We start from the raw sequence: 26013 nt of genomic DNA on the forward strand, positions 1-26013 counted from the left end.
CGCGGCACGGGCGCGACCAACGCACGAGGTGGGGGCAGAGCAGCACCATGGCACAGGGCACGGTCCAGGTGACGCACACCGGCACGTCGCGGTGGCGGCGCCGCACGGGTGAGTACGCCTCCCTCGCCGCGGCCCTGGAGGCGGCGGCCGACGGCGACATCCTCACCGTCTCCCCCGGCACGTACCGGGAGAATCTCGTACTCCGCCGTGCCGTGACCCTGCGCGGGGCGGACGGCTCGGCCGGCTCGGTGCGGATCGCCCCCTCCGACGGGGTGCCGCTCACGGTCCGCGCGTCGGCGACCGTACAGGACCTGCACGTCGAGGGGCAGGACGCCACCGCGCCGGCGCTGCTCGTCGAGGACGGCGCCCCGGAACTGACGGATCTGCGGATCGTGACGCGCTCGGCGGCGGGCATCGAGGTCCGCGGGGCGGCCCGGCCGACGGTCCGGCGGTGCACGGTGGACAACCCGGCCGGTGTCGGAATCGGCGTACTGGACGGCGCGGGCGGGGTGTTCGAGGAGTGCGAGGTCGTCGCCGCCGGACAGGCCGGGGTGTCGGTCCGCGGCGGCGGGCACCCCCGACTGGAGCGCTGCCGGGTGCACCACGCCTCCGGCACCGGGCTGAGCGTCACCGGCGAGGGCAGCTCGCTCGAGGCGCTCGGCTGCGAGGTGTACGAGATCAAGGGCGCGGGCATGCAGGTCACCTCGCGGGCGACGGCCCAGCTGACGGACTCCCGTGTGCACCGCACCTCCTCCGACGGCATCACGCTCGACACCGACGCGGTGCTCACCCTCGCCGACTGCGACATCCACGACGTGCCGGAGAACGCGGTGGACCTCCGGTCGCGTTCGGTGCTCACGCTCACCCGCTCCACGGTGCGGCGGTTCGGCCGCAACGGCCTTTCGGTGTGGGACCCGGGGACCCGGGTGGACGCCAACCAGTGCGAGATCCACGACAGCACGGGCGACTACCCCGCGGTCTGGGTCAGCGACGGGGCGACCGCGGTGCTCGACTCCTGCCGGGTGCACGACGTTCCGGACGCCCTGTTCGTCCTGGACCGCGGCTCCCGCGCCGACGTGGTCGACAGCGATCTGACCCAGGTGCGGAACACGGCCGTGTCCGTCAGCGACGGGGCCACGGCCCAGCTCGACGACTGCCGCATCCGGGAGGCTTCCACGGGCGCCTGGTTCCGTGACCACGGCAGCGGCGGCACGCTCGCCAACTGCACCATCGACGGCGCCCAGACGGGGGTCATCGTCACCAAGGGCGCGGACCCGTCGATCGAGCGGTGCACGGTGACCAACCCGGCCGAGGCCGGGTTCTACGTCTCCGCCGAGGGCCGGGGCACCTTCCTCGGCTGCCGCGTCTCGGGCAGCGGAGGCTACGGCTTCCATGTGATGGACGGCTGCCGCACGACGCTGACCCGCTGCCGCACGGAGCGGTGCGCACGCGGCGGTTACGAGTACCCCGAGGACGGCACGACCGTGGAGGACTGCACCAGCGACGAGAGCGGTGTCCGCTCGACGCCGCCCCTGACGACCCCGGCCGTGGCCACCGCCACCCAGCCCCCCGGGCTGCTGTCCATGATCCCCGGCCAGCGGACGGCCGAACCGGAACCCGCCGCCGTCCCGGCACCCGCTGCGGCGGCCGCGGCCAGGACGTCCGACGCGGTCCTCGGTGAACTGGACGCGCTGGTGGGCCTGGAGAGCGTCAAGCGCGAGGTCCGGACGCTCACGAACATGATCGAGGTGGGCCGGCGCCGGCAGGAGGCGGGGCTGAAGGCCGCCTCGGTCCGCCGCCATCTGGTGTTCACCGGCTCCCCCGGCACCGGCAAGACGACGGTGGCACGGCTGTACGGCGAGATCCTGGCGTCCCTCGGCGTGCTGGAGCGCGGCCATCTCGTGGAGGTGTCCCGCGTCGACCTGGTCGGCGAGCACATCGGATCCACCGCGATCCGTACCCAGGAGGCCTTCGAACGGGCCCGCGGCGGCGTGCTGTTCATCGACGAGGCGTACGCCCTCTCCCCGGAGGACTCCGGGCGCGACTTCGGGCGTGAGGCCATCGACACGCTGGTCAAGCTGATGGAGGACCACCGGGACGCCGTGGTCGTGATCGTCGCCGGGTACACCGCCGAGATGGAGCGGTTCCTGTCGGTCAACCCCGGTGTGGCGTCCCGTTTCTCACGGACCATCACCTTCAGCGACTACGTGCCCGACGAGCTGCTTCGCATCGTGGAGCAACAGGCCGAGGAGCACGAGTACCGGCTGGCCGAGGGCACGGCCGAGGCGTTGCAGAAGTACTTCACGGCACTGCCGAAGGGCCCGGCGTTCGGCAACGGCCGGACCGCGCGCCAGACCTTCGAGTCGATGGTCGAGCGGCACGCGGGCCGGGTCGCCGAACTCTCCGAGCCGAGCACGGACGACCTGTCGCTGCTCTACCCGGAGGACCTGCCCGAACTGCCGTGAACCGGGGCGGTCTCGTCGCGCTGACGGGGCAGCGCGGGCGGCAGACGTTCCAGCAGTACCCGGCGCTCCCCGGCGAACGCCGGGTCGGCCTGGTAGTCGGAGTGTCCGAGGACGGGCTCCGGCAGGGGGTGGGTGTCCGTGCGCCCGTACACCACGGGGTCCCTGAGTGCTTCCCGGTCGACCGCGGGCTTGCCGTCCTCGGCGGGGAGCCGGACCGGCCCTCCGATCGGGTCGGTGTGCCGCCACAGATTCCGCCAGCAGTGCAGCTCCCGGTGCAGACCGCGCAGCTGCGCGGCACCGAAGTAGGCGGGGAACCAGCGCCCGTACAGCCGCTCCAGCGGTGAGCCGTAGGTGAGCAGGGCGACGCGACGGCGGGTGGCCGAGGGGAGCTGCCAGACCGCGGCGGCGGCCAGCACACTGCCCTGCGAGTGGCCGGAGATCACGAGCCGTCCGCCGGTGGTCGACGTCCAGGACGCCATGCGCCAGGTGAGGTCGGGAACGGCCCGTTCGGCGTAGCAGGGCGGTGCGAACGGGTGGGCGGCACGTGGCCAGAACGTGCCGACGTCCCACAGGATGCCGATGGTGCGGCGGGCGGAGGCGTCCCGGTAGGCGCGCCGGCCCCAGGTGACGAAGAGGATGAAGCCCAGTCCGATCAGCCAGGAGCCGAGGGCCTGCGCGACGTCGGCCGCCGCCTCGACGACCGGATGGGCCCGGTCGAAGGCTTCGCCCGGTACCTCAGCGCTCAGCCACGCCCCCGCGACCGCACCCGCACCGAGCAGCAGTGTCGCGATGCACACGATGCCGAGGACGGCGGGCGCGGCGTCGGTGAGACCCGCCCGGGCGCGGGTGCCCGCGATCCGGCGGGTGCGCACCTCGTCGGGCTGCTCGTCCGGATAGTCCTGCTCGACACGGTCCCCGAGGGCCCGCGCGGTCCGCCAGGTCCGTACGCCGAGGACGCACAGCGGCACCAGGAGCAGGAGCAGCAGTACGGGGATGACGGACGCCTGCCAGCTGAGCAGCACCGGCGGACCCGGAATCGCGCCTTCCCCCTCCCCGGGGGTGCCCGACCCGTCGAGCCAGTCGGCGACCCGCTGGGCGAGACCGCCGGTCATCACTCCCCCGAGGGCGCAGGCGAGAAGGGCGACCGCGGGACCGCCCAGGCCCCGCATGACCGTACGGCCGTGCCGGGCACGGCGGTGCAGCAGATGCGCGGCGACGGCGAGCACGACGACGAGCGCCCCCTGGGCGAGGGTGATCACCCGGAAGGCGACATCGCCGGGGAGCGTGCCCTGGGAGGCCCAGCCGGGACGGGACCAGGACGCGTACACCGTCGCGACGGCGAGCAGGGCGAGGGAGGCACACGGCAGCCATCTGACGACGGCGCGGTCGATGCGGTTGTCGAGGACCTTCTCACTGCGTCCGCGCCGGAGGACGACGGCGACGGCGAAGACCCCGGCGAGCACCAGTACCGCCTCGAGGACCCAGCCGATGATCTCCAGTGCGCGCACGTCGGCGCTCCGGTCGTGGCGCGCGGCGGCGCCCGTCACGGCGGCCGCGATGGCCAGGAACCCGGCGGCGGTGTGCGCCGCGCGGAGCCGGGCGACCAGCCGGCGGCCGTACCAGAACCCGGGCCGCCCGAGCGCGGGCCGGACGGTGCTGCCGGTGGGGACGGGGCCGTCGCCGGACGCGGGGCCGGCGGGGCTGTCATCGGAGGCCGGGCCGACGCGGTCGTCGTCGTCAGCGGGCGCGACGGGACTTCCGTGGTGCGCGGGGCCGGCAGGGCTGTCGCCGGACGCGGAACCGGCGGGGGTGCCGGTGCCCTCGGGACCGGCGGGCGTGCCGCTGTGCCCGGAAGCGGCGGGACCGCCGTCGTACGCGCCGGTGGGACCGTGACCGGGCCCGGAGACGACCGGCCCGGCGACGAGGGGGGGTCCGCCGGGGGCCGGGGCCTCGGAGTCCTCGATCCGCGCGGGAGCGGTGCTCCCGGCCGGCGTGGGCAGGGTGGTGACGTTCGGCGGGCGCTGGGCCTCGTACGCACTCCAGGTGCGGTTGGACAGGTACCAGAGCAGCCCCACCAGTGCGGCCGGCAGCAGGGCGGCCAGGGAGAGCCGGCGACCGGGCTGCGACCACCAGCCGTCGTTCGCGGCGGAGAGGAAGCCGATCCAGGAGCTGTCCCCGGAGCAGCGGGCCGACCCCGCGCACTGCCAGGCCGTCAGGTCGAGGGCGACCTCGCAGGCGGCCGCGGTGAGGAGCACCGTCAGGCTGAGGGCGATGAGCCGCACGAGCGTTCCGTAGAGCCGTAAGGTCCGCGGCCTGCCCGTGGTCGCGGGCCGCATCCAGTGGGCCAGGTTGACGACCATGAACGGCAGGAGGAGCAGCCACAGCGCCCGGGCCCCGTTGCCCGAGGTGAGGTTGGACCAGCAGTACGCCTCGGGGATCGGTTCGTCCCGGTCCCGGTCGCGGTCGGGCTCGCGGCCCGGGCGGTGCTCGGCGTCGGCGTCGTCGGTGCGCCGGTACACGGCGGCGGTCGCGTCGCCGGTGATCCGGACCGTACGGGGGTCACCCAGCATGTCCTGCGGAGTGGCTCCGCCGACGCCGTGGACCAGCAGCTCCAGTGCGGCTCCGCCGCGCCGCGGCACGGGGTCCGGTGTGGCAGGGGACACTTCTGCGGCTCGCTCTCTGCCGACGGGATCACGGCGGTGGAAGGATCTGCGGCGCGCCCAGAATCCCGGATCACGGCGCGCCGCCGCATGCTCCTCCACGTAATCTCCCCGCCCCCGGGGCGAAGCCACCGTGGGAGGATGAGAATCCTCGGTGAACAGCGGCGACACGACGACAACGCGTCAGACAGCGCACCCGGCAACGAAACGGAAGGACCGGCCACGGCGGTGAGCGACAATCAGAACCTCCTCGCGGAGCAGCGTCGTGCTCTGATCCTCGACGAGGTACGGCGACGCGGCGGTGTACGGGTCAACGAACTGACCCGCCGGCTGAACGTTTCCGACATGACCGTGCGCCGCGACCTGGACGCGCTCGCCCGGCAGGGCGTCCTGGAGAAGGTGCACGGCGGCGCCGTGCCGGTCGCGGAGGCGAGTACGCACGAGCCCGGTTTCGAGGCCAAGTCGTCGCTGGAACTGACGGCCAAGGAGGACATCGCCCGTGCCGCGGCGGCGATGGTCGCCCCGGGCAGCGCCGTCGCCCTGTCGGGCGGTACGACGACGTTCGCGCTGGCGCACCACCTCCTCGACGTGGCCGATCTGACGGTGGTGACCAATTCGGTGCGGGTCGCCGACGTGTTCCACACGGCGCAACGGTCGGGTGGGGCGTCGGGACGGCGTCCGGGTGCCCCGACGGTGGTCCTCACGGGCGGGGTACGCACTCCGTCGGACTCGCTCGTGGGCCCGGTCGCCGACCAGGCGATCCGCTCCCTCCACTTCGACGTGCTGTTCCTGGGGGTGCACGGCATCTCCGTGGAGGCGGGGCTCTCGACGCCCAATCTGGCGGAGGCCGAGACCAATCGGCGGCTGGTGCGCTCGGCCCGCCGGGTCGTGGTCGTGGCTGACCACACCAAGTGGGGCACGGTCGGGCTGAGTTCGTTCGCCCGGCTGGACGAGGTGGACACGCTCGTGACGGACTCGGGGCTGCCGGACGGGGCGCGCGCGGAGATCGCCGAGCACCTGCCGAACCTCGTGGTCGCCGGAGAGCTCGCCGAAACGGCCGAGCCGTCGGAGCCCGACGAGCCGACCGAGCTCGACGAGCCGTCGCCATGACCGTCTTCCGGGTGGTGCGGACGACGCCGCTGCCCGCCGGGGAGGCATGGCGTCGGCTCACGGACTGGCCGGCCCATGCCGCGCAGGTGCCCCTGACCCGAATCTCCGTGGTGACGGACGGCCCGAGCGGCGAGGGCACGCTCTTCGTCGCCCGCACGGGTGTGGGCCCGGCCCACTTCGACGACCCGATGGAGATCGTGCGCTGGGAGCCGCCGGCGGCCGGGCGTCCCGGGCGCTGCCGGCTGGAGAAGCGCGGCCGGATCGTGCTGGGCTGGGCCGAGATCGAGGTACGGGACTCCCCGGCCGGGTCGGTGGTGACCTGGACGGAGGATCTGCGGGTACGCGGGCTGCCCGGTGCGGCAGCACCGGTTCTGGCACGGGCCGGCCGGCGGGTCTTCGGCCGCGCGGTGGACGGCCTGCTGCGCCGGGGTCCGGAGGCGCGGGCGTAGTGTCCGTCTGACGGGTTGCCAGTTATCGTGTGCGGGCCCTCGTCCGACCGCGCCCGCTCCTGTCCGACCGCACGCCCGCTCCTGTCCGGCCGACCGCCGGCCATGGCCGACCCCGGCGTCCCGCCCCGGTTCCTGGTCGCCCGGTCCGCCCATCCCTCGTCCGCCCCTGCCCTGCTGCCCCGGAGGTACGGTTCATGGCTCATCGACTCAGGCCCGTGGAGCTGGACTTCATCGAGTCGGCACCGGTCCGGCTCGTGTTCACGGCCGAGGTACGGGCCGATCCCGCCGCCGTGTACCGCGCGCTCGCGGAGGACGTGGAGGGCTGGCCCGGCTGGTTCACGGCCATCACGTCCGCCCGGCCCACCCGGAACGGCGGCGGCCGGGAGGTCCGGCTGCGCGGCGGTACGCGCTTCCGGGAGACGATCATGAGCACGGAGCCGGGTGAACGCTATGCGTACCGGATCGACGAGACCAACGCCCCGGGCATACGGGCGATGCTGGAGGAGTGGCGGCTGATGCCCGCGGGCTCCGGGACCCGGGTGCGGTGGACGATGGCGGTCGACGGCACCGCTCCGCTGCGCCTGCTGATGCGGCTCGCGCAACCAGGAGTGGGCCGCGCCTTCCGCGACGCCGTGCGCAATCTGGACCGCCGGCTCACCTCGACGGCGGCGTAGCCGCCTTCCGCCCGGTCCCTGTGGCGCGTCGGCAGTGGGTGCGGTGTCTACGGCGTGGCGCGCCGGCCCTCCGCGGGCCGGTGGCCGGCCCGCCCTCCGTCGACCGACGCCGCTCGGCAGGCCCCCGTCGGGCGGGCCCGGTTCGGCAGGGCCCGGCCCCTCGCGCCGGCCGGCCGCTCAGCCGCTCGGCTGGTCAGCAGGTCAGCAGGTCAGCAGGTCAGCAGGGCCAGACTCCCGTGTCCAGGAACGCCTCGATGGCCCCGGTGTACGGGGCGATGTCGAGCCCCTGCCCCGCCAGCCAGTCGTCGGAGTAGTACTTGTCCAGGTAGCGGTCGCCCGGGTCGCAGATCAGGGTCACGACGCTCCCCTGCTCCCCCGCCTCCACCATCTCGGCGACGATCTTCAGCGCGCTCCACAGTCCCGTTCCGGTGGAGCCGCCCGCCTTGCGGCCGATGGCGTTCTCCAGGGCCCGTACGGCCGCGACGGTCGCCGCGTCGGGCACCTTCATCATCCGGTCGACGGCCCCGGGCACGAAGCTCGGCTCCATACGGGGCCGCCCGATGCCCTCGATGCGGGAGCCGCAGTCGCTCGTGGCCAGCGCGTCGCCCCGGGTCCAGCCGTCGAAGAAGCAGGAGTTCTCGGGGTCGGGGACGCAGATCCTGGTGTCGTACTGCATGTAGTGGACGTACCGGGCGATGGTCGCCGAGGTGCCGCCCGTACCGGCGGTGGCCACGATCCACGCCGGCTCGGGGAAGCGCTCCAACTTCAGCTGCTGGTAGATCGATTCGGCGATGTTGTTGTTGCCGCGCCAGTCGGTGGCCCGCTCGGCGTAGGTGAACTGGTCCATGTAGTGCCCGCCCGTGCGGGCGGCGAGCGTCGCGGACTCCTCGTACATCTTCCGGGAGTCGTCCACGAAGTGACACCGACCGCCGTGGAATTCGATGAGACGGCACTTCTCCGCGCTGGTGGTGCGCGGCATCACGGCGATGAAGGGAACGCCGATGAGTTTCGCGAAGTACGCCTCGGAGACGGCGGTCGAACCGCTGGAGGCCTCGATGACCGGCTTGCCCGGCCGGATCCAGCCGTTGCACAGCCCGTAGAGGAACAGCGAACGCGCCAGCCGGTGCTTGAGGCTGCCGGTCGGATGGGTGGACTCGTCCTTGAGGTAGAGGTCGATGCCCCAAGCCTCGGGCAGCGGGAAGCGCAGCAGATGCGTGTCCGCCGAGCGGTTGGCGTCGGCCTGGACCTTCCGTACGGCCTCTTTGAGCCATGCCCGGTATTCGGGATCGCTGCGGTCCACATCGACGGTGGTCATCGCCTCGTAGGTGGTCATGCGCCCCGCTCCTCACTCTCAGACCGACGCTCCCCACTGCCCACAATAAGCCCCTCACCTGCACAAACGTTGACTTTGGGGTTCCATAGGGGTTGCTTGTGGAAGCGGCGGGGACGCGCTCTGGTGCCCGTGCGGATGCCTGTGCAGACTGAGGTGCAGGAGCGGGCGTGAAGGGGGCGGCCATGTCGGAGGCGGAGTTCACGGCGGCCATGCCGGAGCCGGACACCGTGCCGGAACCGGAGTTCAGCGCCACGGGCGTGCGGATCGAGCGGTGGCCCCGCTCGCTCACGACGGCCGGTCAGGTGCTGGTCGAGGGCGGCACACTCGCCCTGCTGACCAGTTACGGACGGGTCATCGACAGCGCGCCCGTGCAGGCGGTCCGGGTGGGCAGGCCCTGGTTCGCGGGGAGCGGCGACAGCGCGGTCGCGACGGTCAACGGCACCCGCTACCGCCTGACACTGAACGGCGCCCGCCGGGGGCTCGACGACGGGGCACTGACGGGCCGCCTTCTGGAGGTGCTCCGCAAGGCCGGGGGCTCCCCCGGCTGATCCGCCGGACCGTCCCCCACCTGCGCCGTGTGTGCGCGGAGTTGCGCAGCAGTCACGCCGGGTTCACTCTTGACTCATCACTCAGGGTTCACCGGCGGTGACACTGTGACCCAGTCCCGCCGGCAACAGACAGCAGGCAGCAGCCCACTGCTGGATCCGATCCTTCGTCTTCTTCCGGACCTATTTCGGGGAGTCGCAGCCGTGATCAGCGAGGCAAGCAGGCATTGCACGGTCGAGCTCCAGGCTCTTCCGTCGCGGATCGGTCAGGTCCGCAGAATCGTGTCGGCGCAATTGCGCTACTGGCAGCTCGATCGCTTGATCGACCAGGCGGCTCTCGGCGTGACGGAGCTCCTGACCAACGTCCACCGGCACGCACAGCCCGACAAGCTGTGCACCGTGGAGATGGAGCTGCTCTTCGACCGGCTCACCGTTTCGGTGCACGACCACGACCCCCGGATACCGTTGCCCGGATCCGCGGGACCGCTCGAGACCACCGGCCGTGGACTCGCGCTGATCGAGGCCGTCAGCGAGAGCTGGGGGGTGCTGCCCAAGGGCGATGCGGGAAAGGTCGTCTGGTTCACGCTCCCCACGGCGCTCCCGGCACCGGCGGCACCCACGCCGTACGCGGTCACCGCGGTGTTCGGTGCGGCCACCACCCCCTTCCCCGTCGTCGAGGCCGAACCGCGGGAGCGAACCCCGGTGCGAGCCGCCGTGGCGACCTGACGCGACCGTCATCGACCCGCGACGACATCTCATCGGCCAACGGCCCGACCGGCCGTCCCGGACTCCGGGGCGGCCGGTCGGCGTGCGGGCGTCAGACCGGCCCGTCCTTCGCGGGCGGTCCGAACTGCTCGTCCAGCACCGACAACCGCCGCCAGTACTCCTCCTCGTCGATCTCCCCGGCGGCGAACCGCCGGGTCACGTCCGTTGGAGTGGTGTATCGACGGCCACTCGGCGATCTCGGTTTGAGGCTATGCGGTGAGTTCGGTGGGCAGGAGGGTGTCGTTGTTTTCTGACTCGATCGGGTGGAGTCGGGCCTTGGCCAGCAGGTCGCGGCCCATGTAGCGGCGGGCTTCGGTCCACTCGTCGTTCTGCTCGGCCAGGACCGCCCCGACCAGCCGGATGACGGCTGTGCGGTCGGGGAAGATGCCGACCACGTCTGTGCGGCGGCGGATCTCCTTGTTCAGCCGCTCCTGCGGGTTGTTCGACCAGATCTGTCGCCAGATCTCACGCGGGAAGGCCGTGAAGGCCAGCAGGTCATGCTGGACAGCGTCCAAGTGGGCTGCGGCTTTCGGGAACTTGGCCTCCAGCGCGTCCAGGACGTGCCGCATCTGTGCTTGGACCGCGTCGGTGTCGGGCTGTTCGAAGACGGTCCGCAGCAGCGTGGCCACCCAGGGCTGGGCCGATTTCGGAACCTGGCTCAGCAAGTTCCTCGCATAGTGGGTGCGGCAGCGCTGCCACGACGCGCCGGGCAGAACGGCACCGATGGCGTCGACGAGGCCGGCATGGGCGTCGGAGATGACGAGCTGGACGCCGGTTAGGCCGCGAGCGATGAGTGAGCGCAGGAAGGCGAGCCAGCCGGCGCCGTCTTCGGCGGTGGCGACGTCGATGCCGAGGATCTCGCGGTGTCCGTCGGCGTTGACGCCAACCGCGATCAGCGCGTGGACGTTGATGATGCGGCCGCCTTCCCGGACCTTCTGGGTCAGTGCGTCGACCCAGACGAACGCATACGGCCCGGCGTCCAGGGGCCGGTTGCGGAAGGCGGCGACCTGTTCGTCCAAGTGCTTGGCCATCGCGCTGACCTGGGACTTCGACAGCTGGGTGACACCGAGGGACTCGGCGAGCTTCTCGACCCGGCGGGTGGAGACGCCGAGCAGGTAGGCGGTGGCGACCACCGAGATCAGGGCCTGTTCGGCCCGGCGACGGCGTTCGAGCAGCCAGTGCGGGAAGTAACTGCCCTGCCGCAGCTTGGGGACGGCGAGCTCGACGGTCCCGGCGCGGGTGTCCCACTCGCGCGGGCGATAGCCGTTGCGATGGTTGACGCGTTCCTCGCTGACCTGCCCGTACTCCGCGTTGCAGAGGGCGTCGGCCTCCGCCGACATGAGCGCATCGGCGAACGTCTTCACCATCGCGCGCAGCAGATCGGGACTCGCCGAGGCGAGGTTGTCCTCGGCGAGGGCGTGCAGGGGCAGACTGTCTGGTGCGGTCATCGTGCTGATCTCCTTCGAGGCTTCGACACTTCGAAGATCAGCCGGTGGCCGTTCGTCTATGCGGGCGCCATCCCGATGCCGGAGCAAACCCCCGGATCAGGTCGAACCCGTACACCACTTCCCAGGACGCAACCAACCGCCGCCCGAGCACCGCGATCGGTGAGCGCTCGCCGTACGAGGGTCGCGAGGGGTGCGCGGCGTGCGCGTGCTGCCACGGCCCGGGACGACCTCGCAGGCCGGCGCGCCTCAGCAGCGTGATGCCGCCGAGGATCACCGCCGCCCAGACGAGCGGGAAGAACAGGATCCACGGGGCGGGCCCGACGTGTGCGAGCGAGTTCATTGCGGTCAGCTCCTCGTGTTCCGGTGGTGATGTCCTCTGCGCATCGAGGGTCACTCCGGGAGGGCGTGCGGGTCGTCGTACGGGCGGCGGCACTGTGCGTACGGCTCGGGGAGTACGGACGCGGGAGTACGGGGGGGTGCGGAGTACCGGGGTACGGCGGGCGAGCCGGTGGCCTGGGCACGACCGCGGCCCGGGGCCCAGCCGCGGTCCGGGCACGACCGCGGCCCGGCTGCCCCCGGTTCCGTGCGGCGCGTCGGTCCGCGGACGCCGACCAGTCGCGGGAACCGGGGAGGGCTCGGAGCCGGAGGTGGTCTCGGAGCCGGAGGTGGTCTCGGAGCCGGAGGGTGGTGGGGTGGCCGGGGCCGGCGACCGGGGGCGGCGTGGGCGCCGGGCCACCGGGAACCGGTTGGGGGACCGGGCGACCGGGATCGGCCCGAAGGCCGGGCCACCGGGGCCGGGGGCCCGAAGGCCGCAGCGCCAGGGCCGGGGGCCCGAAGGCCGGAGCGCCGGGCGAACGCAATCGGCCCGAAGGTCAGACCGCCGGGATCAGCGTGAGGTACGCGAGGCCAAGCACCCCCCGGTATCCGCGGAGCCAGCTCGCCCGGTGACGGTCCACCCGCTCGCGGGTGCCCTCGGCGAGGGGGTGCCCCGGGTGGGTGGTGAGCCATTCCTCCAGGTCGGCGAGGTAGCCCGACTCGAAGTCCTCCCACTCCGTTTCACCGGCGGTCTCGATCGCCTCGATACGGAATCCGGCGGCGACGGCGGCCTCTGCGACGTCGGCCAGCAGCAGGTGGTCGTCGGCGCGGGCACCGGGCCACATCGCGGCCAGTTCCTCCGGCGCGGGGGTGCGCTGCCAGAAGCCCTCGCCGAACAGCACGCGCCCGCCCGGGGTGACCAGTGAACGGAGCGCCCGGAGCGCCGCGGTGGTCGCCCGGAGCGCCCCCGAGGCGCCGGTCTCGCCGCCGGTGACCGGGCCGGTCCCGTCCGCGTCACCGCCGTCCGGGCCGAGCAGGGCCTGGCCGGAGCCCACGCACAGGACGACGTCGGCCGGTCCGTGCGGAGTGCCGGTCGCCGACTCCTCGAGGAACTCGACGCGTGCGAGGAGCCCGCGCGTGGCCGCGTTGCGGCGACCGCGGGAGAGGTCGTCCCCGTTCAGGTCGATGCCCACGCCCTTGGCGTCGGGCGCTGCCTCCAGCAGTCGCAGCATCAACTCGCCCCAGCCGCAGCCGATGTCGAGGACGGTGGCCGGCTCGCGGCGGGCGAGACGCGCGACGAGCCGGGCGGCGCGCTCCTCGGACAGCGGCCCGTGGAAGGTCAGGCGGGTCAGGCGGGGCGGGAGATCGGTGTCGGCCATGCCGGGGACGGTACGGTGAGCGGCACGCGCGCGCATCCGAATTGCCGCGCACCGGCAGGGCGTCGGCCGGTGCCCCCGTCGGCACTCGAGCGGAGTCCCGGCGGCGCGCTGCCGCCGTCCCGCCCACTCCGGTCGTCCGCGGTGCTCCCCGCTCCCGCCGAATCCCCTGGTTCCTGTCGCTCCGGTCGCTCAGGTGGTCCCGCTGCTCCCGGTCGCACTCACTGTGCTCCCGGTCGCACTCACTGGCGCGCGCAGCGCAGGCCGCACGGGCCGTTCGTCGCGGGCGCTCACGGAACGCGCTGCGCCAGCACGGTCAGCGGATCGTCCAGCACCGGCTGCCAGGCCAGTTCGGCGGCGCCCACCAGGCTGTTGTGGTCGAGGGTGCAGGGCAGGATCGGCACACTGCCGCTGCGGCCCCAGAGGCTGCGGTCGGCGACCACTGCTCGCAACCGCTCGGGATCGGCGTCGAGCAGTTCACGGTGGAGACCGCCGAGGATGATGCGGTCCGGATTGAGGATGTTGACGAGCCCCGCGAGTCCGAGGCCCAGCCGGTCGACGATCTCCTCGGCCGCCGCCCGTACCGTCGGGTCGCCGTACTCCGTGCGCAGCAGGTCCCTGGACTGCTGGAGCAGGGAGACCTCGGGGCCGGGGGCACGGCCGGCCGCCGTGAGGAACGCGAGGGGGTCGGCCTCCACGTCGAGGCAGCCTCGGCTGCCGCAATGGCAGGCACGCCCCTCGGGGTTGACGGTGAGGTGGCCCACCTCCAGGGCGAGGCCGGAGCTGCCGGTGTGCAGTCTGCCGTCGAGGACGAGCGCGCCGCCGACGCCGCGGTGGCCGGTGGCGACACAGAGGAGGTGCTGTGCTCCGCGGCCGGCACCGTGCCGGTGCTCGGCGAGGGCGGCGAGGTTGACGTCGTTGCCGGTGAAGGCGGGCCCCGTGACACCGGCCGCCCGCACGCAGTCGGCGAAGATGTCACGCACCGGAACGCCCGCCGGCCAGGCGAGGTGCAGCGGATTGAGGGCGGTGCCCTCGGGCTCGGCGACGGCGGAGGGGACGGCGAGCCCGGCGCCGACGCAGTGGCGGCCGGACTCCTTCAGCAGTTCCGCGCCCGCGTGCACGACCTCGCCGAGCACCTGCGCCGGATCGGCGGAGACCGTGACGCAGCCGGGCGCGGTGGCGACGATCGTGCCCCCGAGTCCCACCAGCGCGGCCCGGAACCCGTCCGCGTGCACCTGGGCGGCGAGAGCGACGGGGCCCTTCTCGTCCACGGCGAGACGGTGGGAGGGGCGCCCCTGGGAACCGGCGGCCGCCCCGGGCCGGGAGTCCACCCGGATGAGGCCGAGCGCCTCCAGTTCGGCGGCGACCGCGCCGGCCGTGGCCCTGGTGACGCCCAGCTCGGAGGTCAGCACGGCCCGGGTGGGCGCGCGACCCGTGTGGACCAGTTCCAGTGCGGGGCCGAGGGCGCTGCGACCTCTCTCCAGCCGCGTCCGGGTGCTCGTCACCTTGCCGTTCATGGGCGCAGTCTCCCATGATCCCGCAGGCCGGGGGACACTTCGGCGGGGCACTCGCCCGGGGCGCGGGAGCGGCGTCGGGGCTCTCTGCCGGTGCGGGCGGACACCGTCTCCGTTCCCCTCCCGTCCGGCCGGACCCCGTCTCCGTTCCCCTCCCGTCCGGCCGGACACCGTCTCCGTTCGGCCGGGCCTCGGCCCGTCGTCTCGGTCGGCCCCGCCCTCGTCGGGTGCGCGGTTCACCCGGGAGCGCCGGCGGTCACTTCCCCAGTCTCGTTCCCGGCCTCCTCCCCGGCCGCGCGCCGGGCCGGTCGGCTCGGTTGTGCGGGAGCGGCGGCCGCCCCTATCCTGACTTTGTGCCGCTACTAAACAAACCCTCCTCGCCCCTCGCTCTCTCCCTCTCCCGGCTCCGGATCGCCCTCACCGTCTTCTTCGCCCTGGACGGGTTCCTCTTCGCGGGCTGGGTCGTCCGCATCCCCGCCATCAAGGAGCAGACCGGCGCCTCGGCGAGCGATCTGGGCCTCGCCCTGCTCGGCGTGTCCGCCGGGGCCGTGGTGACGATGACGCTCACGGGACGCCTGTGCGCGCGTTTCGGAAGCCATCCGCTGACCGTCGCGGCCGCGGTCCTGCTCTCCCTCAGCATCGCGCTGCCGGCGCAGACGCACTCCGCCCTCACCCTGGGGCTGGTGCTGCTGGTGTTCGGCGCCGCCTACGGCGGGATCAACGTGGCCATGAACAGCGCCGCCGTGGACCTCGTCGCCGTTCTGCGACGGCCCGTCATGCCCAGCTTCCACGCGGCCTTCAGCCTCGGCGGCATGATCGGCGCCGGTCTCGGCGGGCTGGTGGCCGCGGGCCTCTCCCCCGCCTCCCATCTGCTGGTCCTCACGGTGACCGGGCTCGTCGTCACCGCCGTGGCCGGTCCGGTCCTGCTGCGGCACCCCTCCCCCACCGCCCACGAGGGCACCGGCCCGGCCCCGTCCTCCGGCGCACGCGGGGACGACCGGGCCCAGCTCTCCGGACGTACGCGGCGGCTCGTCGTGGTCTTCGGCGTCATCGCCCTGTGCACCGCGTACGGCGAAGGTGCCCTCGCCGACTGGGGAGCGCTCCATCTGGAGCAGGACCTCGGGGCGCACGCGGGCGTGGCGGCCGCCGGATACTCGCTGTTCGCGCTGGCGATGACCGCGGGCCGGCTGTCCGGCACCACGCTGCTGGAACGGCTCGGGCAGACCCGGACACTGGTCGCGGGCGGGCTGACCGCCGCGGTCGGCATGCTGCTCGGCTCGCTGGCTCCGACGGTCTGGCTGGCCCTGCTGGGCTTCGCCGTGACCGGACTCGGGCTGGCGAACATCTTCCCCGTCGCGGTGGCACGTGCGGGCGCGCTCGCCGGGCCCAGCGGTGTGGCCACCGCCTCCACGCTGGGCTACGGCGGCATGCTGCTCGGGCCCCCCGCCATCGGCTTCCTCGCCGACTGGTTCTCGCTGCCGGTGGCGCTGACGACGGTGGCCGTGCTCGCCGCCGTGGCCGCGGTGATCGGCTTTGCGGCACGCCGGACGCCGGCCGTGCAGGACTCGGCACGGGCCGAGAGCCGGCGGCCTGCGTCCGAGCCGGCATCCGCCGAGCCGTGCCGGACCGTGCGCCGCTGACGACGGCCGCAGCGCGGGCCGCGCCCGTGGGGCCGCGCCAAGCCACGGGGCCCGCCCCCACGCCCGCCACGCGGACAACGGGACAGTGCGTCCCGCGCCCTGCCGGCCCGGGAGCGGGAACGGGAGCGGCGGGGCCGTCGTCGCCATGCCTTGCCCGGGCACGGGCGACGGGCGCGGCGGCCGTACCGCCGAACGGTCCGGAATGGGACGCGACGTACGGGCGTTGGCAACAGGATGACCGATCTCTCCCCCGATGAGCCGGACCTCTCGGCCGAGCGGAGGGCCGCCCGCGAGCGGCTCGCTGCCGACCGTGCGGGGACGCGCGAGCGGATCGACGCCCTGAACCGGGAGTACGAGGGAATCGTCGAGGCGAACGCCCTGGTGGCCGTCGACGACGAACACGACCCCGAAGGATCGAGCACCGCCTTCGAGCGCGCTCATGTCGCCGCGCTGCTGGCCCAGGCGCGCGAGCACCTGGCCGATCTCGATCTGGCGCTGGACCGGCTGGAACGGGGCGGCTACGGGCGCTGCGAGACATGCGGCGAGCCGATCCCCCCGGAGCGGCTGGAAGTGCGCCCGGCAGCGACCACCTGCGTTCGCTGCGCCGCCACGCCCCGCCGACGCTGACGCCGCCCCGGCCGCTCCCCGCGCCGCGACGCCCGGCACCGGCACCGGCACGCAGGCACCGACACGGCCCCGGACGACGGACCGCGCCCGAACCGCCGAACCTCCCCTCACACCGCCTCCCCCGCCCCCGTCGTCCCACCACCGGCTCGTCCCACCACCGGCACAACGCGCCGCGCCGGCAGCCGAGTACCGGCCCCTGAATGAGTACCGGCTCCCTGAGTACCCGTACTCAGGCACAGCGCCGCTCACCGTGCGCACCATGGACGCATCGACATCAGGGGGCATCCGCCATGACACTCCGGTTCAGCAACGCCCGGCGCCTGCCGGGCCTCGTCCGGACGGCCGTCGCCAGTCCCGCTTCCCTCGCGTACCTCGGCGTCGTCGTCGCCACGGCCGTCTTCGTCGCCGTGGACACCCTGTTCGTGCACCACGAGGACGCCTCGCTCGCCGGCGTCTGGCTGTTCCTCCTCGCCGCGCCGGCCGTCTTCCTCTTTCTGATCGCCGGCTCGCTGCTGGGCGACGGGGTCGCCGGCTCCGCCTGGTTCCTCTACCCCTCGCTGGTGGTGTCGGTGCTCGTCCAGGCAATCGCACTCGGTCTGTTCGTACGGCTGCTGCGGGCCGAGCGGCACGCGGCACGTCCGCACGGCGTCTGACGGGCACCTTCGGCCGCCCCCGGCCCGGGCACTTTCCGGCCGGACCGCCCGCCGCCGCCGTGCCTCCGGCAGAATGCCCACCATGGAGACGGCCGAGCTGATCGAGCACCTGAGCACAGAGGGCCGGTTGCTGGCCGCTGCCGCCGAGGCCGCGGGGCCGGACGCGGCCGTACCGACCTGCCCCGGGTGGCGGATCGGGGACCTGCTGCGGCACACCGGCATGGTGCACCGCTGGGCGGCGGCCTTCGTGACCGAGCGGTACGCGGACCACCACCCGGCCGCCGGTGAGCCGGACCTGGACGGGACGGAGCTCCTGGAGTGGTTCCGGGAGGGACACGATCTGCTCGTGGCGGCGCTCGCCGAGGCCCCGGCCGACCTCGCCTGCTGGACCTTTCTACCGGCGCCCTCGCCTCTGGCCTTCTGGGCACGCCGCCAGGCCCACGAGACGGCCGTGCACCGCGTGGACGCCGAGTCGGCGCTCGGCGAGCCGGGTCCCGTAGCGGCGCGGGCCGCCGCCGACGGCATCGACGAGCTGCTGTGTGCGTTCCACGGTCGTCGGGGAAGCCGGATGAGGACCGACGTACCGAAGGTCCTGCGCGTGCGGACGACCGACACCGGCGACGTCTGGACCGTACGGCTGTCGGCCGAACCGCCGCGCACCGATCGCGCGTCGGAAGGATCCGCGGACTGCGAGCTGAGCGGTCCGGCAGGCCGCCTCCACCTCGTGCTGTGGAACCGGCTTCCGGTCACCGACGTGAGTCTGGACGGCGACGGGGGCCTCGCCCGGCTGTGGCGGGAGAAGTCCGCGATCACCTGGGCCTGAGTGCTCCCGGTCCGCGCCGCCGAGGACCGGCCGGGCCGGAGTCCTCCCCGGGTTCTCGCATCGGGCCGGAGCCCTCCCCGGCTTCTCGCGTCGGGCCGGATTCCTGCCCGCATCGCGGATCGGGCCGTCGGCGCCGCGCCGTGCGGCGGGCTCGGCCCGGGGCGGCCACCGGCCCTGCGGGCCCGGCACTCAAGGGGACTGGCGGTCCGTCAGCATCCGGGACAGCACCGCCCGCTGAAGCGGCTGCACCTCCGCGTGGCGCTCGCGTCCCTTGTCCGTGAGCACCACCCGTACTCCGCGCCGGTCCTCACTGCACATGCCGCGGGACACCAGGCCGTCCTTCTCCAGCCGGGCGACCAGCCGGGAGAGGGCGCTCTGGCTCAGATGCACGCGGGAGGCGAGCTCCTGCACCCGGTACGAACAGCCGCCGTCCTCGGCGGTCCCTTCGGCGAGCACGTCCAGGACCTCGAAGTCACTGGCGCCCAGTCCGTGCCGGTGGAACTCGCGGTCGAGCTCGCACATCGTCCGCGCATGCAGCGCGAGCACGTCACGCCATTCGTTCACGAGCGCACGCTCGGACTTCTCCGCGGCCATGACCGCACGTTAGCAGAAGTCGCCCACTTTGTTGCATAGGAATTAAATGCACTTGCATTCAATGCATGTGCATGTAGTGTCGCGTCCCATGACCTCTCCGACCGACGTCCCCACCTCACCGGAGCGCTGGACCCCGCGGCTGTGGGGCACCCTCCTCGTGCTCTGCGCCGCGATGTTCCTGGACGCTCTCGACGTCTCGATGGTGGGTGTCGCCCTGCCTTCCATCGCCACCGACCTGGGCCTGTCCACCGCGACGCTCCAATGGATCGTCAGCGGCTACATCCTCGGATACGGCGGGCTCCTGCTGCTCGGCGGCCGCGCGGCCGATCTGCTGGGCAGGCGCCGGGTCTTCCTGATCGCACTCGCCGTGTTCGCGCTCGCCTCGCTGCTCGGCGGGCTGGTGGACTCCGGGCCGCTGCTCATCGCCAGCCGCTTCGTCAAGGGCCTGAGCGCCGCGTTCACCGCACCCGCCGGACTGTCCATCATCACCACGACCTTCAAGGAGGGCCCGCAGCGCAACCGGGCCCTCGCGATCTACACCACCTGCGCCGCCACCGGCTTCTCGATGGGACTGGTGCTGTCCGGTCTGCTCACCGAGGTCAGCTGGCGGCTGACGATGCTGCTGCCCGCGCCGATCGCCCTGCTCGCCCTGCTCGCGGGCATCAGGCTCATCCCGCACAGCCGCCGTGAGGACTCCGGCAAGGGCTACGACGTCCCGGGCGCCGTCACCGGGACCGCCGCGATGCTGCTGCTGGTCTTCACCGTCGTCCAGGCACCCGAGGCGGGCTGGACCACGGCCCGGACGCTGCTGTCCTTCCTGGCCGCCGCGGCGCTGCTCGCCCTCTTCGTCAGGATCGAACGGCGCAGCTCCCATCCACTGATCCGGCTGGGTGTGCTGCGTTCGGGCAGCCAGATCCGGGCCAATCTGGGCGCCGCCTTCTTCTTCGGGTCGTACGTCGGCTTCCAGTTCCTCGTCACCCAGTACATGCAGTCCCTGCTCGGCTGGTCGGCGCTGCAGACGGCTCTGGCCTTCCTCCCCGCCGGTGCGCTGGTGGCGCTCTCCTCCACGAGGATCGGCGGACTCGTGGACCGCTTCGGCACCCCCCGGGTGATCGCGACCGGGTTCGCGCTGCTGGTGATCGGCTATGCGCTGTTCCTCCGGATCGACCTCGTACCGCGCTACGCCGCAGTCGTCCTCCCCTCGATGCTGCTGCTGGGTGCGGCCTGCGCCCTGGTCTTCCCCTCGCTCAACATCCAGGCCACCAACGGCGTGGAGGACCACGAGCAGGGCATGGTCTCCGGGCTGCTGAACACCTCGATCCAGGTCGGCGGAGCGGTCTTCCTCGCCGTCGTCACCGCGGTGATCACCGCCGGCGGCGCGGCGGACGGCGGTCCGCAGGAGGTGCTGGACAGCTTCCGGCCGGGCCTGGTGGTGGTCACGGTGATCGCGGCGGCGGGCCTGCTCGTCACCGTCACCGGGCTGCGCGGCCGGGGGACTCCGCGGGGTTCCGTCGTGGTCGCGCGGTCGGGCGAGGGCCCGGCCACCCAGGACGCGACGGCCGCGCCCGCGACCGAGCCGGTCGGCGCCCGCGACTGACACGGCGGTCCCCGTCCTGACACGGGCGGGGCGACCCACCGGGGCGGCGGGGGCGGGGGATTGCCCGCTCGCCGCCGCCCTGTGACACTCTCCGCATGGGGGCACGTACACAGGCACAGCGGGACGAGATGACCGTCGAGATCGGTTACGAGCTGTTCAGCGCGGCCTTCGCGGCGGCGGTGGTGTTCGGGGCGATCGCGGGACCGAAGCTGATGTTCGCCATGCCGTACGCCGTCGAGCGCGGGCTCCTCCTCGCCGCCGTGGCAGCGGCGGCGCTGGTCTTCCCGCTTCGGGTGGTCACGGTGCTGCGGCGGTTCTCGCGCGAGACGGCCCGGCGCGGTCTGCCGGGTCAGCCCAGCCAGCCCGGCCGAACGAGCCCCGACTCGTAGGCGAGGACGACGAGTTGGGCGCGGTCCCGGGCGCCGAGCTTCACCATCGTCCGGCTGACGTGCGTCTTGGCCGTGAGGGGGCTGACCACGAGGCGGCGGGCGATCTCCTCGTTGGACAACCCGATGCCGACGAGGGCCATCACCTCCCGCTCCCGCTCGGTGAGGTCCGCGAGGGCCCCGGCCGCGGCGGGCTCCTTGGAACGGGCGGCGAACTCGGCGATGAGCCGGCGCGTGACACCCGGCGACAGCAGCGCGTCGCCTTCCACCACGGCCCTCACGGCGCGCAGGAGTTCCTCGGGCTCGGTGTCCTTCACGAGGAAGCCGGAGGCGCCGGACCGGATCGCCTCGAAGACGTACTCGTCCAGTTCGAAGGTGGTCAGCATGACCACCTTCACCCCGTCGAGCGCGGTGTCCCCGGTGATCCGCCGGGTGGCCGCGAGTCCGTCGAGCCGGGGCATGCGGATGTCCATCAGGACCACGTCGGGCCGGAGTCGGGCGACGCCGGTGAGGGCCTCCTCGCCGTCCGCCGCCTCCCCGGCGACCTCGATGTCCGGCTGGGCGTCGAGCAGCGCCCGGAAGCCGGCGCGTACGAGCGCCTGGTCGTCGGCGAGCAGTACCCGGATCACGATGTCTCCTTCGGCTCGACGGGCAGTCGGGCGTGCACGCGGAAGCCTCCGTCCCCGCGCGGGCCCGCCTCGATCGTGCCGCCGAGCGCCGCGGCCCGTTCCCGCATGCCGACGAGCCCCCGGCCGCTTCCCCCGTGATCGCCTCCGGTGGCGGGTCCGTCGTCGTCGACGGTGAGGTCGAGACGGCCGGGCGCGTGGGCGATCCGGACCCGGGCGGTGCGGGAGCCGGAGTGCCGTACGACGTTCGTGAGCGCCTCCTGCACGATCCGGAAGGCGGCGAGGTCGGCGCCTGGCGCCAGGGCGGTCTCCCCGCCCTCCGTCGCGACCTCCACCGTGAGCCCTGCTCCGGCGGCCTGCTCGACGAGTTCGGGCAGCCGGCCGAGTCCCGGAGCGGGCGCGCGGGGCGCCTCCCCCGGCGCCCGGAGGGTGTCCAGGACCTGCCGCACCTCGCCAAGGGCCTCCTTGCTGGCCGCCTTGATCGTGGTGAGGGCCGAACGGGCCTGTTCGGGGTCGGAGTCGAGCAGGGCGAGCCCGACTCCGGCCTGGACGTTGATGAGGGAGATGGAGTGGGCGAGCACGTCGTGCAGTTCGCGGGCGATGCGCAGCCGCTCCTCGTCCGCACGGCGCTTCTCGGCGGCCTCTCGTTCGGCACGTTCGCGGGCCCACTGCTCCCGGCGTACGCGTACCGCCTCGGCGGACGCGAGCACGGCCGCGATCCAGGCGGCTCCCACCAGTTCCTGGCCCCAGGGCGCCGCGTGGTCACCGGCGGGCGGCAGATACGCGTACAGCCGGTGCGCGACGAGGAGATGACCGGCCCACAGCAGGCCGACGGCTCCCCACGCCGCATGGCGGTGTCCCGTGACGACGGCGGAGAACACGGCCACGGCGACGGTGAGGAAGACCGGCCCGTAGGGGTACCCGGCACCGAGGTAGACCAGGGTGACGACGACGACCGCGTACAGGACCGCGACCGGATGCCTGCGGCGGACCAGCAGGACCGCGGGCCCGGCGAGCAGCAGCAACAGGGCGAGCACGTCCAGGGGCTCGCGATCGGGCTGGTTCCGGGCCGCGAAACCCGTCGCGACCGACACGATCACGGCGAGGACCAGGCTGGACCGCCACGGCAGTCCCGTCCCGCTCCACGGACCCGGTCCACGGCGCCGCCACGGCGCGCCGCCGTGCGTGCACGGCGGACCGTGTCTCCACGGCGGGTCGGGGCGGGAGCGCTGCTCGTCCATACCCGTCACGCTAGACCCGGCCCACCGCCGGGGTCGTCAGCCGTGGGCGGTGATCACGCGTACTCCCGGCGGAGTACGCCGAAGGCCGCGCCGCCCGGCCGGGGAACGGCGGCGCGGTCAGTCCCGGTCGGCGGCGGACGGGGCGATCCCCGCCTCCCGGCCGAGCCGGGCCGCGGCGTGCGCGAAGAACGCGTCCCTGTCCTCCACGACCCGGTGGAACTGCCCGAAGACCTCGAAGGAGATCAGCCCGAAGAGCTGCGCCCATGCCGCGACCAGCGCGGCGACGAGCTCCGGCGGCAGTTCCGGAGCGAGGTCCGCGGCCATCCTCTCCGCCTCGGGGCGCAGCCGGCCGGGGAGTCCGGGCGGTGCGGTGCCCGGTCCGCGACGGGCCTCGCGCGCGATGCCGACGAGGACGAGACCCACCCGGGAGGCGGGTGCGACGGTGGTCTGCGGGGCGGCGTAGCCGGGTACGGGCGAGCCGTAGATCAGCGCGTACTCATGGGGGTGCTCGAGGGCCCAGGCCCGAACCGCGGCACACACGGCGACCCAGCGGGTGAGCGGATCGCCGCCGGTACGGGCAGCCGTCTCCGCGGCGGCGCCCACGGAGTCGTACGCGTCCACGATCAGCGCGGTGAGCAGGTCGTCGCGACTGGGGAAGTAGCGGTAGAGCGCCGAGGAGACCATGCCGAGTTCCCGGGCGACCGCGCGCAGGGAGAGCTTGGCGGCGCCGTCCGCGGCGAGCTGCCTGCGCGCCTCGTCCTTGATGGCCGCGGTGATCTCGCCGCGCGCCCGCTCCCTGGCTCCCCGGACGACCGGGCCGGAGCGGCCGACGGACCGGCCGGTGCGCTGCTCGCTGTTCATGCGGAGCAGTGTTCCACGTATCAGAGCACCGACCAACAACGAGAGCACCGCTCTTGCACCGAGCCACCTCCTGCGTGCACACTGCTCACAAGAGAGAGCACTGCTCTCCTCCGGGCCCGGGGACGGGCCCAGGCCTGTCGATGGAGGTCGTGATCATGTCGTCGTCTCCGCACCACATCAAGGCCGGACCGGTCGCCCGGCGCTTCAACGACCTCGTCGGGCGGCTGGCACGGCACGGGATCAGCCTGCTCGGATCCGCCGAGCTCTCCGTGCGGGGGCGCAAGAGCGGGCAAATGCAGCGCATCCCGGTGAACCCGCACAGCCACGGCGGCAAGCAGTACCTGGTCTCGGCCCGAGGCCACTCCCAGTGGGTCCGCAACATGCGCGTGGCGGGCGGCGGGGAGCTCCGCGTCGGCCGCAAGATCCGTACGTTCAGCGCCACCGAGGTCGTGGACGACGCCGAGAAGCTCCCGATCCTGCGCGCCTATCTGAAGCGCTGGGGGTGGGAGGTCAACCAGTACTTCAAGGGCGTGACCGCCCGGTCCACCGACGAGGAGATCCTGGCGGCCGCCCCCGACCATCCGGTGTTCCTGATCACCGAGAACACGTGATCGCCATACGGACGGTCCTGATCACGGTGAACACGTGATCGCCGCGGCGAGGCCGTGGACGGGACCAGCCCGCACCCTCGGGCCCCGATCGCCGCGGTCGCCTTTGCCGAGAGTCGCTGCCGCGGTGGAGTCGCTGCCGCCGTGCGACGGCCTCCGCCCGGGCGGTGGGCGCGGTCGGGCGGTGCCCCGTAGGGCGGCGCTGCGTCGCGGCGGGGGCCGGAAGGGCCGTGAACGCGGCAGGAGGATCACGCCGCCCGGCGGTGGGCGGCCGATCGGGGTGTACCCGACCGGACCCCACGACGTCCACCACCCGAGCGGTGATCAGGACGTGGCGCGCGCGCCGTCCGTCCCGTCCTCTCCGCTCGCGTCGTCCGAGCCGACCGAGCCGCCCGAGCCGACCGAGCCGTCAACCGACTGGTCCTGCGCTGCCGGTGCGGCGGGCCGGGTGCGGTCCATCGCTTCCAGGGCGCGCCGGGCGATCCCGTGCGAACGCACGATGCCCGCCAGCGTCGTGGCCCCGCGCGTGATGTCGGAGAACGCCTTCCAGGCGGGGCGGAAACCCGTGATCGCCGCGTGCAGGATTCCCGGGCGCCGCTCGAACACCGAGAGCATGCGCCGGCCGACACCCATCTCCACGCCGAGCCCGGCCTTGACGGCGAAGGCGTAGTTGAGCGCCTGGCGGCGGGCGTCGACGGCGTCGTTCGCCTCCGCGACGCGCACCGCCCACTCGCCGGCCAGCCTGCCCGAGCGCAGCGCGAAGGAGATGCCCTCCCGGGTCCACGGCTCCAGCAGGCCCGCCGCGTCGCCGCAGACCAGCACCCGCCCGCGCGACAGCGGCGAGTCGTCGCTGCGGCAGCGCGTCAGATGCCCGGACGAGACGGCCGGCTCGAACCCGGCCAGCCCCAGCCGGGCGATGAAGTCCTCGAGATAGCGCTTGGTGGCGGCGCCCTCGCCGCGCGCCGAGATCACCCCGACGGTGAGCACGTCGCCCTTGGGGAACACCCAGCCGTAACTCCCCGGCATGGGGCCCCAGTCGATCAGGACCCGGCCCGCCCAGTCCTCCGCGACCGTCGCGGGCACCGGGATCTCGGCCTCCAGGCCCAGGTCCACCTGGTCCGTCTTCACGCCGACGTGGGCTCCTATGCGGCTGGCGCTGCCGTCGGCCCCGACCACGGCGCGGGCGAGGACGGTCTCCCCGTCGGCGAGCACGACCGCGACCGTGCGGCGGTCGGGCACGGCGGGTCCGTGCTGATCGACCCGGGAGACCGTGACCCCGGTGCGGAGGACGGCACCGGCCTTCTCCGCGTGCTGCACCAGAGCCGCGTCGAACTCGGGCCGGTTGATGAGCCCGAACAGCATCCGCCGCGAGCGCCGCGTCCGGGCCAGTCGGCCGTTCATCGAGAACGTGACCGCGTGCACCCGGTCCTTCAGGGGAAGTTCGAAACCCGGCGGCAGCGCGTCCCGCGAGGGACCGATGATCCCGCCGCCGCAGGTCTTGTAGCGAGGCAGCTCGGCCTTCTCCAGCAGCAGCACCCGGCGGCCGGTCACCGCGGCCGCGTAGGCCGCCGACGCTCCCGCGGGCCCGGCGCCGACCACGACGACATCCCACACCGGCTCGTCCCGCCCGTTGACGGCATCTGCGTTCTCGCTGCTCACGATGTGCTTCTGCTCCTGATCCGACGCTCGGCCCAAGGTCTCCA

24 protein-coding genes and 1 pseudogene are annotated in these 26013 nt (G+C 73.5%); 13 read left to right on the plus strand and 12 right to left on the minus strand.

Annotated features, from left to right (window positions below; translation table 11 throughout):
- Nucleotides 1-47: 47 nt before the first annotated feature.
- Nucleotides 48-2465, plus strand: a complete 2418-nt coding sequence (locus tag QRN89_RS03915) for a right-handed parallel beta-helix repeat-containing protein (protein ID WP_290347942.1) — start codon at nucleotides 48-50, stop codon at nucleotides 2463-2465.
- Here the strand turns inward: QRN89_RS03915 and QRN89_RS03920 are convergent.
- Nucleotides 2435-5128, minus strand: a complete 2694-nt coding sequence (locus tag QRN89_RS03920; RefSeq protein WP_290347943.1) for a hypothetical protein — start codon at nucleotides 5126-5128, stop codon at nucleotides 2435-2437. The two genes, QRN89_RS03915 and QRN89_RS03920, sit on opposite strands and share 31 nt — an antisense overlap.
- 225 nt (nucleotides 5129-5353) lie before the next feature.
- Here QRN89_RS03920 and QRN89_RS03925 point away from each other — a divergent pair, with 225 nt between their 5' ends.
- The 3 genes from QRN89_RS03925 to QRN89_RS03935 all read left to right on the plus strand — a co-directional run bounded on the left by QRN89_RS03925 (nucleotide 5354) and on the right by QRN89_RS03935 (nucleotide 7358).
- A complete protein-coding gene (locus QRN89_RS03925) occupies nucleotides 5354-6235 on the plus strand; it encodes a DeoR/GlpR family DNA-binding transcription regulator (RefSeq protein WP_290347944.1) in 882 nt (293 codons plus the stop codon).
- Nucleotides 6232-6684, plus strand: coding sequence for an SRPBCC family protein (locus QRN89_RS03930; RefSeq protein ID WP_290347945.1), 453 nt, complete (start codon nucleotides 6232-6234; stop codon nucleotides 6682-6684). Before QRN89_RS03925 ends, QRN89_RS03930 begins: the two co-directional genes overlap by 4 nt.
- A 194-nt stretch (nucleotides 6685-6878) precedes the next feature.
- A complete protein-coding gene (locus QRN89_RS03935) occupies nucleotides 6879-7358 on the plus strand; it encodes an SRPBCC family protein (RefSeq protein WP_290347946.1) in 480 nt (159 codons plus the stop codon).
- Between the two features lie 217 nt (nucleotides 7359-7575).
- On the opposite strand, the gene QRN89_RS03940 is transcribed toward QRN89_RS03935, so the two are convergent.
- The gene (locus QRN89_RS03940) at nucleotides 7576-8691 is read right to left on the minus strand and encodes a PLP-dependent cysteine synthase family protein (protein WP_290347947.1); all 1116 of its coding nucleotides are present in this window, start codon (nucleotides 8689-8691) and stop codon (nucleotides 7576-7578) included.
- 182 nt (nucleotides 8692-8873) lie between these two features.
- Here QRN89_RS03940 and QRN89_RS03945 point away from each other — a divergent pair, with 182 nt between their 5' ends.
- Together QRN89_RS03945 and QRN89_RS03950 are read left to right on the plus strand one after the other, a co-directional pair.
- Nucleotides 8874-9239, plus strand: a complete 366-nt coding sequence (locus tag QRN89_RS03945; protein ID WP_290347948.1) for a hypothetical protein — start codon at nucleotides 8874-8876, stop codon at nucleotides 9237-9239.
- 201 nt (nucleotides 9240-9440) lie between these two features.
- Nucleotides 9441-9962: an ATP-binding protein gene (locus tag QRN89_RS03950; protein WP_290347949.1), complete on the plus strand. Its 522-nt coding sequence runs from the start codon at nucleotides 9441-9443 to the stop codon at nucleotides 9960-9962.
- Between the two features lie 91 nt (nucleotides 9963-10053).
- On the opposite strand, the pseudogene QRN89_RS03955 reads toward QRN89_RS03950, so the two are convergent.
- The 5 genes and pseudogenes from QRN89_RS03955 to QRN89_RS03975 form a co-directional block, all read right to left on the minus strand.
- Nucleotides 10054-10155, minus strand: a pseudogene (locus QRN89_RS03955) (SHOCT domain-containing protein); the annotation flags it as partial.
- 55 nt (nucleotides 10156-10210) lie between these two features.
- Nucleotides 10211-11449, minus strand: a complete 1239-nt coding sequence (locus QRN89_RS03960) for an IS256 family transposase (protein WP_290347950.1) — start codon at nucleotides 11447-11449, stop codon at nucleotides 10211-10213.
- A 37-nt stretch (nucleotides 11450-11486) separates the two neighbouring features.
- Entirely contained in the window at nucleotides 11487-11789 is a 303-nt protein-coding gene (locus tag QRN89_RS03965; RefSeq protein WP_290347951.1) for an SHOCT domain-containing protein, read from the minus strand.
- Nucleotides 11790-12321: 532 nt separating this feature from the next.
- On the minus strand, nucleotides 12322-13179 hold the full coding sequence (locus QRN89_RS03970; RefSeq protein ID WP_392857281.1) for an SAM-dependent methyltransferase: 858 nt from the start codon (nucleotides 13177-13179) through the stop codon (nucleotides 12322-12324).
- 251 nt (nucleotides 13180-13430) lie between these two features.
- Nucleotides 13431-14657, minus strand: a complete 1227-nt coding sequence (locus tag QRN89_RS03975; protein ID WP_290347953.1) for an ROK family protein — start codon at nucleotides 14655-14657, stop codon at nucleotides 13431-13433.
- Nucleotides 14658-15007: 350 nt separating this feature from the next.
- Between QRN89_RS03975 and QRN89_RS03980 the strand changes: the two genes are divergently transcribed.
- From QRN89_RS03980 to QRN89_RS03995, 4 genes are all read left to right on the plus strand, one after another.
- Complete coding sequence (locus QRN89_RS03980) at nucleotides 15008-16294, plus strand: MFS transporter (protein ID WP_290347954.1); 1287 nt, start codon at nucleotides 15008-15010, stop codon at nucleotides 16292-16294.
- 234 nt (nucleotides 16295-16528) lie between these two features.
- Nucleotides 16529-16921 (plus strand): TraR/DksA family transcriptional regulator, encoded by a 393-nt coding sequence (locus QRN89_RS03985; RefSeq protein ID WP_290347955.1) that lies wholly within the window; start codon nucleotides 16529-16531, stop codon nucleotides 16919-16921.
- Nucleotides 16922-17211: 290 nt separating this feature from the next.
- Entirely contained in the window at nucleotides 17212-17574 is a 363-nt protein-coding gene (locus tag QRN89_RS03990) for an SCO4225 family membrane protein (protein ID WP_290347956.1), read from the plus strand.
- 82 nt (nucleotides 17575-17656) lie between these two features.
- Nucleotides 17657-18397, plus strand: coding sequence for a maleylpyruvate isomerase family mycothiol-dependent enzyme (locus tag QRN89_RS03995; protein ID WP_290347957.1), 741 nt, complete (start codon nucleotides 17657-17659; stop codon nucleotides 18395-18397).
- A 189-nt stretch (nucleotides 18398-18586) separates the two neighbouring features.
- Here QRN89_RS03995 and QRN89_RS04000 read toward each other — a convergent pair whose 3' ends face one another.
- Complete coding sequence (locus tag QRN89_RS04000) at nucleotides 18587-18991, minus strand: MarR family winged helix-turn-helix transcriptional regulator (RefSeq protein WP_290347958.1); 405 nt, start codon at nucleotides 18989-18991, stop codon at nucleotides 18587-18589.
- Nucleotides 18992-19079: 88 nt separating this feature from the next.
- Here QRN89_RS04000 and QRN89_RS04005 point away from each other — a divergent pair, with 88 nt between their 5' ends.
- Nucleotides 19080-20588: an MFS transporter gene (locus tag QRN89_RS04005; protein WP_290347959.1), complete on the plus strand. Its 1509-nt coding sequence runs from the start codon at nucleotides 19080-19082 to the stop codon at nucleotides 20586-20588.
- Nucleotides 20589-20683: 95 nt separating this feature from the next.
- A complete protein-coding gene (locus tag QRN89_RS04010; RefSeq protein ID WP_290347960.1) occupies nucleotides 20684-20977 on the plus strand; it encodes a DUF6332 family protein in 294 nt (97 codons plus the stop codon).
- Here QRN89_RS04010 and QRN89_RS04015 read toward each other — a convergent pair.
- The 3 genes from QRN89_RS04015 to QRN89_RS04025 all read right to left on the minus strand — a co-directional run bounded on the left by QRN89_RS04015 (nucleotide 20938) and on the right by QRN89_RS04025 (nucleotide 23702).
- Nucleotides 20938-21603 (minus strand): response regulator, encoded by a 666-nt coding sequence (locus QRN89_RS04015; protein WP_290347961.1) that lies wholly within the window; start codon nucleotides 21601-21603, stop codon nucleotides 20938-20940. The genes QRN89_RS04010 and QRN89_RS04015 overlap by 40 nt on opposite strands.
- On the minus strand, nucleotides 21600-22841 hold the full coding sequence (locus QRN89_RS04020; protein ID WP_290347962.1) for a sensor histidine kinase: 1242 nt from the start codon (nucleotides 22839-22841) through the stop codon (nucleotides 21600-21602). Before QRN89_RS04020 ends, QRN89_RS04015 begins: the two co-directional genes overlap by 4 nt.
- 117 nt (nucleotides 22842-22958) lie before the next feature.
- Nucleotides 22959-23702 carry a TetR/AcrR family transcriptional regulator gene (locus tag QRN89_RS04025; protein ID WP_290347963.1) on the minus strand — a complete coding sequence of 248 codons (744 nt, stop codon included), beginning with the start codon at nucleotides 23700-23702 and terminating at the stop codon, nucleotides 22959-22961.
- 155 nt (nucleotides 23703-23857) lie between these two features.
- Between QRN89_RS04025 and QRN89_RS04030 the strand changes: the two genes are divergently transcribed.
- Nucleotides 23858-24313 (plus strand): nitroreductase family deazaflavin-dependent oxidoreductase, encoded by a 456-nt coding sequence (locus QRN89_RS04030; RefSeq protein ID WP_290347964.1) that lies wholly within the window; start codon nucleotides 23858-23860, stop codon nucleotides 24311-24313.
- 321 nt (nucleotides 24314-24634) lie between these two features.
- Here the strand turns inward: QRN89_RS04030 and QRN89_RS04035 are convergent, their stop codons facing one another.
- Nucleotides 24635-25969: a geranylgeranyl reductase family protein gene (locus QRN89_RS04035; RefSeq protein ID WP_290347965.1), complete on the minus strand. Its 1335-nt coding sequence runs from the start codon at nucleotides 25967-25969 to the stop codon at nucleotides 24635-24637.
- Nucleotides 25970-26013: the final 44 nt, after the last annotated feature.

The organism is Streptomyces sp. HUAS CB01, from assembly GCF_030406905.1.
GTDB lineage: Bacteria > Actinomycetota > Actinomycetes > Streptomycetales > Streptomycetaceae > Streptomyces > Streptomyces chengbuensis.

Coding starts and splice junctions, on each gene's coding strand:
- QRN89_RS03935 (WP_290347946.1), top strand. CDS start 6,879: ATGGCTCATCGACTCAGGCCCGTGGAGCTGGACTTCATCGAGTCGGCA.
- QRN89_RS03995 (WP_290347957.1), top strand. CDS start 17,657: ATGGAGACGGCCGAGCTGATCGAGCACCTGAGCACAGAGGGCCGGTTG.
- QRN89_RS04000 (WP_290347958.1), bottom strand. CDS start 18,991: ATGGCCGCGGAGAAGTCCGAGCGTGCGCTCGTGAACGAATGGCGTGAC.
- QRN89_RS04010 (WP_290347960.1), top strand. CDS start 20,684: ATGGGGGCACGTACACAGGCACAGCGGGACGAGATGACCGTCGAGATC.
- QRN89_RS03915 (WP_290347942.1), top strand. CDS start 48: ATGGCACAGGGCACGGTCCAGGTGACGCACACCGGCACGTCGCGGTGG.
- QRN89_RS03975 (WP_290347953.1), bottom strand. CDS start 14,657: ATGAACGGCAAGGTGACGAGCACCCGGACGCGGCTGGAGAGAGGTCGC.
- QRN89_RS04025 (WP_290347963.1), bottom strand. CDS start 23,702: ATGAACAGCGAGCAGCGCACCGGCCGGTCCGTCGGCCGCTCCGGCCCG.
- QRN89_RS03990 (WP_290347956.1), top strand. CDS start 17,212: ATGACACTCCGGTTCAGCAACGCCCGGCGCCTGCCGGGCCTCGTCCGG.
- QRN89_RS04030 (WP_290347964.1), top strand. CDS start 23,858: ATGTCGTCGTCTCCGCACCACATCAAGGCCGGACCGGTCGCCCGGCGC.
- QRN89_RS03970 (WP_392857281.1), bottom strand. CDS start 13,179: ATGCGCGCGCGTGCCGCTCACCGTACCGTCCCCGGCATGGCCGACACC.
- QRN89_RS03985 (WP_290347955.1), top strand. CDS start 16,529: ATGACCGATCTCTCCCCCGATGAGCCGGACCTCTCGGCCGAGCGGAGG.
- QRN89_RS04020 (WP_290347962.1), bottom strand. CDS start 22,841: ATGGACGAGCAGCGCTCCCGCCCCGACCCGCCGTGGAGACACGGTCCG.
- QRN89_RS03965 (WP_290347951.1), bottom strand. CDS start 11,789: ATGAACTCGCTCGCACACGTCGGGCCCGCCCCGTGGATCCTGTTCTTC.
- QRN89_RS03930 (WP_290347945.1), top strand. CDS start 6,232: ATGACCGTCTTCCGGGTGGTGCGGACGACGCCGCTGCCCGCCGGGGAG.
- QRN89_RS03940 (WP_290347947.1), bottom strand. CDS start 8,691: ATGACCACCTACGAGGCGATGACCACCGTCGATGTGGACCGCAGCGAT.
- QRN89_RS03960 (WP_290347950.1), bottom strand. CDS start 11,449: ATGACCGCACCAGACAGTCTGCCCCTGCACGCCCTCGCCGAGGACAAC.
- QRN89_RS04005 (WP_290347959.1), top strand. CDS start 19,080: ATGACCTCTCCGACCGACGTCCCCACCTCACCGGAGCGCTGGACCCCG.
- QRN89_RS03945 (WP_290347948.1), top strand. CDS start 8,874: ATGTCGGAGGCGGAGTTCACGGCGGCCATGCCGGAGCCGGACACCGTG.